The organism is Cohnella laeviribosi DSM 21336, assembly GCF_000378425.1.
GTDB lineage: Bacteria > Bacillota > Bacilli > Paenibacillales > Paenibacillaceae > Cohnella > Cohnella laeviribosi.
Window position 1 is genome coordinate 1 of the sequence record NZ_KB899882.1, and the last position, 5,174, is coordinate 5,174.

The window sequence follows — 5,174 nt, forward strand, 5'->3', positions numbered from 1 at the left end:
GCCCGATCCGAGTACGAAAACGAATTATGGTTCAAAGACTTGCAGCGTTACCGTGCAGCTGGAGAAGCGAAGATTAGTCTTCTCAAGCGGAAGTACGGTTTGAACCGCAGCAGGTATCGGGGCTTTGTCGGCTCAAAATGCTGGGTCGGCTTCGGGATTCTGACCCACAACCTGCAAAGAGCGGCAAAAATGCTCCAAAACTAACATGGAAACCGATCATTAGGGAAAGTTCCCCCTCACAACCCAGCCAGCAACCCGAAACTATTTTTGAAAATCGACTTTTTCAGGAGCAACTATTTAATCGATGGATTGGATTTATTCTGTTCATCATCATTTTAGCTGTGACTCTTGGTTTTTGGGTTTCTTCTCAATTTCGGGAAATCTATATCGTCTCACTGAATGGACAGCAGATCGGTATCGCGAGTTCTCCAGATCTCGTCAATGCTTGGGTCAAAAATCAGAAACAAGAATTCGAGGCCCGATATCCGGGTGTTCATTATACAACAAATGATGTTGAGATAACTTCTGAACGCAAGTTTAACGGCAAAACAGATGATGTCAAACTGTTCGCCGAATTGGAGAAGCGGTATACTCTCAAAGCTCAAGGTACAGAAGTGTTTATTGATGGTAAATGGATAGGTATCGTCAAGAACAAACAGACCGCACAAAATGCATTAAAACGATTAGAGTCGCAATTTGTCTCACGAAAGCCCGACCCGAAAGTCACCGTTCTGTCCTATAAAGCTGATAGAAGCAACCCTTCTCCTGTTTTGAAATCTGTAAAATTTGTAGAGCCGATTTCTTTCAAAACAACTGTTGTCGAAGACCCGAATCAATTTTTATCGGAAGACAAGCTATTGGAGATGTTGCAAGGCAAGGATGTAAAATCAATCACCTACCGCGTTCAAGAAGGAGACTGTATCTCATGTATCGCGCAGAAATTTAATATCCCTCAGCAGGTCATATACGACAACAATCCTTGGATAGAAAATGATTTCATCGATATTGGCGACCAACTCGATTTAACCGTAAGACGGCCGCGTCTATCGGTAAAGAGCGTAGAACAATGGACCGAAACGGTTCAAATTCCAAATGGGGTAAAGATAACGTACGATGAAAATATGCGAAAGGGAACCGTTAAAGTCGTACAACAGGGAAAGCCCGGGAAGAAAAAATTGATTTATATGACTACAAAAATCAATGGCGAACTGGTAGATGAGGTTGTAGTTGAGGAAGAAGTTCTTGTCAAACCGATACCAAAGCAAGTGATTCAGGGCTCGAAAGTAATCAGGGGAATCGGTACCGGTTCATTCGCATGGCCTATTACGGGACCGAAAATCACGAGTGAATTTGGAAAACGTTGGGGGAGACTCCACGCCGGAACGGATACAGTATCATCTAATAGAAACATTATGGCATCCGATAATGGAAAAGTCGTTTTTGCCGGCACAAATTCCGGTTACGGCAAACACATTATTATTGATCACCAAAACGGATATCGTACGCTATATGCTCACTTAAGCAAGATTAATGTAAAAGAAGGAGCAACAGTGGAGAAAGGGGAGCTTATCGGGATCATGGGAAGCACCGGAAGATCCACAGGCGTACATCTTCACTTTGAAATCCGAAAAAACGACAAGCAGGTCAATCCTTTGAAGTTCTTAGACTAAATTAATGTAACGGAAAACGCATGGAATTATATGAAACGGGGTAGTTTTATGTTATCCGACACTCCTGTGCAAATAACGGGCAAAAGTGGAGCTCCGGCCATTTTTTATCTCGTACTGGGGATTGTTTTAATGTGTATTATCGTAATCTTGGGAAAAATCATTATGCGTAAGAAGAAGTGAGACTTTCCAATCATATACCATATATCTTAGTTTCTATAAACTTTATATGAAAAGGCTATTTTGGCAATCACATTACACCCCTTTTCTGAGCGCAAGGAAAGGGGCATTTATTTGGGAATAATTCATACTAGATCGTGAAGGAGGTTCGATATGTTAAAACGCTTAGTTCTACTGCTCTTAATTTTAATTGGAACGATTCCTGCTTCCATTGCATTTGCCCACTCGCCAATTGAAAAACGAAGTCCGAATGTAAACGAAGTTCTGGATTTCGTTCCCGATAAAGTGGATCTATATTTTAAAGATCCTGTCCAGATCCATCGAAGCTCGGTCGTTGTTCGAAATGAGAAGGAAGTCGAAATACAAATAGGAAAGCCGCAACTAGATCCAAAAAACAATCGGCACATTTTTGTAGATCTGCCCAAAGCTCTTCCATCTGGAACTTACTCTGTGGATATCGATGTTGTGTCGATGGACGGACATGCCCTTAGAGAAAAATATTTGTTTGAAATCAAGCTTGCGTTCTCCACGCCGGAAGAGAGGTTTCAACGATTAAGATTGGAGCGCACTTATCCTGAAGACGGAACCATTGTAAAGACCTCTCCAAACACAATTGAGCTTTGGTACAACGAAGCGGTGGAACTTGATTTCGCGCTCCTAAATGACAAACAGCAATTGCTTCAAACAGGATTGCCTGTTGCAGACCCAGCCGATCCCAATCACTTTGTGCTCAAGTTAAAAGATGAGCTGCCTGCTGGAACGTATACGATCTTGTCTTACCCCCGAATTGGCGACAACGTGAAAGTGGACACTGTTTATTTTGCTGTTGAAAAAATGACAGCAGTAACCGGTATTAATAAATACTCCCGCGAAACATTGTGGAGTCAAACAGGCTCTCTCCAAATCGTTCATGGGGTTGCATACTTTGGACTTTTGGCGCTTCTTGGTGGTGCTTGGTTCCAGAAGGCGATAGCAAAGAACAGCGGCAATCTCTCACGTTGGAGGCTTGTTTCGAGCATTCTATATGTATCAAGCTTGGCCGCTATTGTGTTAGAACTGGCTCTGAACAAAGCTGAATACTCCGAGGTTGTCTTAAGCGACTTCCTTCGTTTCAATTTTGTTTGGATGACCCTCCTTCAGGTTGGATTCATTTTATTAAGTTTGTTCGTAAATCGCTTACGGATATATTTACTTCTTCTGTCGGTTCTTTGTTTGGCTCTTATAGGTCATTCCGTTGACCCTGGTTATGGAGGTGTTTGGGCGACAGTCCTTGATGCCATTCATCTTCTCGGATCATCCATTTGGGTCGGGGGGCTGATTGGTTTGATCTCCATGATGCCGAAAGAGAAACCAATCATTTGGCTAAAGGAAGCGGGAAAATCATTTGCAAAATGGGCTTTATTTAGCTTTATCGGCATTGGCGTCTCAGGGGTTTTCATGACAATCATTTATGTCCCGTCTTTTAGTTTTTCCAGTTTAATCATGAGTTTTTGGGGACAAGCGTTAGCCTTCAAGATTTTGTTGTTTGTAGTTATCGTGATCATGGCCATCTGGCAAAGACGATTGTTGAAACAAATGGCGGAGAAGCTTGCGGGGTTGTTCCAAAGGAATCTGAGAATTGAACTGCTCATTGCCGTGATTCTTTTGTTTACGGCTGGGATACTCGTTGATTTAGCCCCGAGAGAAGCCGTTCAAGGCATTTTTCCGAAAAGTCAAACCAAGAATGGAGTTACGGCGAAGATTGATATCGCGCCATTAGTAGCAGGAGGTAATGTGCTTACAATCCGCTTGGACGACAACAAGGATGTATCAAAAGTAACAGCTCGGTTTTACACGTCACTTGGAGGGGCCGAGGCTAATAACACATTCAATTTGGGAAATGGCGTTTATAAATTGACGGGGAATTTGTTCCACACCGCCGGAGAATATAAGTTAGAGATTAAGGTCATAAAGAAAAATGGGGAACAGATTGATTTATCTCCTTTTACCATCAAAGTTCCTGGCATCATGCCTAATGATGTTGAATTTGGAAAAGAAGGTTGAACAATGTTTAAGGCTCACGTTTCCACTGACAAGAGCAGAACGCCTATGCAACAAACATCTTGGGATTTATGTCCAAAAGCAATGTATACTTCAATAGTTTAGCTTGTGGAGGGAATGAATAGTTGAAAACAGAAAGTTGGTTTACCTTAAGTACCCGTAAGAAAATCATTTGGGTTGCAAGCATCGCAGCGATAGTGCTCATCGGTATTGTTTCGGCAACCTTTCTGACTAAAAAGGCTGTGATGACAAAACCCGTGTATTGGCATGTAATGGGCGAAAAGGCACATATGAGTTTTAGAATAAATCCCGACAGTAAAACAAGGCAGACGTTCCGGTTAGATGTGTGGCTGCCGACAGGTATCGGTGTTCCGGAGAATGTGAGCGTACAAATGGTTAAAAAAAGCGGAGACGAGTTACGCCTCACGATACCATTAGAATTTGAGACAGGAGGACCGGATCCTTTTGGTTTTGAAGGATTCGACAAATATACTTACGAAGCCAAAGGGAATATTTTAACCGAAACGGGCGAATGGGACATTTCAATCGTAATTACCGACTCGAAAGGCCAGGTTCATCCTTATGAAAAATCCGTAACGCTTTCTTGAAAACAGTAATTTTCAGCTCAAAATATAGAAAATTTGTAACACTTGATCGATGCTATAACGATTCGTTTTAAGTTGAGAAGAAATGCCGTTTCGACAAATTCTAAAATTTCCCATTTTGGTTCTTGCCTGTTCTTACAATCTGGTAATATAATAATAGGTAATAAGTATGATTTGGAAAAAGGCAAACCTGATCGAAAGACAGGGACGCAAAGCCACGGGTCTTCTGCATAAAAATATGCAATGATAGCCGGGTTACCCTAAGTCATCCAGAAGATACTACGTGTTCGGGGTAGTGTCTTTTTTGTTTTTGTGAAAAAATGACGAAAGGAAGTGATTGACTTCGGGATATAAAACGACTGATTCATGTGATCCAAGTCTTGGGAATTTGAACCTATCTGAGGGGAGATGTAATGGAGCACATTGTTGATTCTTTAGACATTGACGGAATATTGGCCAATGGGGTGAATCATGCGGTTATTGATGTCGACAATACGATTACCAAAAGTAACATCACTCAGTTCTACATGTTCATCAAGAGAGAACGCCTGAAGAGCCGGCTGCTGTGGTGGTTGTTTCTTATGTACTGTTTTGCTGCGGCTCCATTTTATCTTGCAGTGGATCGTTTGTCGAGAGATTGGTTTAATCACATATTTGTTCAAAGAAAGTTCGGGAAGTACAC

The 5,174-nt window shown here is 41.9% G+C and carries 5 protein-coding genes and 1 riboswitch; of the genes, 4 read left to right on the plus strand and 1 reads right to left on the minus strand.

Features of this window, described 5'->3' with window-relative positions; translation table 11 throughout:
- The 4 genes from F560_RS24020 to F560_RS0121770 form a co-directional block, all read left to right on the plus strand.
- Positions 1-204 (plus strand): transposase (locus tag F560_RS24020; RefSeq protein ID WP_019005628.1); only part of this gene is annotated, 204 nt, incomplete at its 5' end.
- Entirely contained in the window at positions 138-1,670 is a 1,533-nt protein-coding gene (locus F560_RS24025; RefSeq protein ID WP_083932175.1) for a M23 family metallopeptidase, read from the plus strand. The genes F560_RS24020 and F560_RS24025, both read left to right, overlap by 67 nt.
- Before the next feature lie 330 nt (positions 1,671-2,000).
- Positions 2,001-3,890, plus strand: coding sequence for a copper resistance CopC/CopD family protein (locus tag F560_RS0121765; protein ID WP_019007827.1), 1,890 nt, complete (start codon positions 2,001-2,003; stop codon positions 3,888-3,890).
- A 122-nt stretch (positions 3,891-4,012) separates the two neighbouring features.
- Positions 4,013-4,495 (plus strand): hypothetical protein, encoded by a 483-nt coding sequence (locus F560_RS0121770; RefSeq protein WP_019007828.1) that lies wholly within the window; start codon positions 4,013-4,015, stop codon positions 4,493-4,495.
- Positions 4,496-4,665: 170 nt separating this feature from the next.
- A riboswitch (cyclic di-GMP riboswitch) is annotated at positions 4,666-4,755 on the plus strand.
- 171 nt (positions 4,756-4,926) lie between these two features.
- Here F560_RS0121770 and F560_RS26035 read toward each other — a convergent pair.
- The coding region (locus tag F560_RS26035; RefSeq protein ID WP_169449922.1) for a hypothetical protein at positions 4,927-5,174 on the minus strand (248 nt) is incomplete at its 5' end.

Bases quoted from the DNA above. Each gene is read 5' to 3' on its own strand.
- F560_RS0121765 (WP_019007827.1), top strand. From the start codon at position 2,001: ATGTTAAAACGCTTAGTTCTACTGCTCTTAATTTTAATTGGAACGATT.
- F560_RS24025 (WP_083932175.1), top strand. From the start codon at position 138: ATGCTGGGTCGGCTTCGGGATTCTGACCCACAACCTGCAAAGAGCGGC.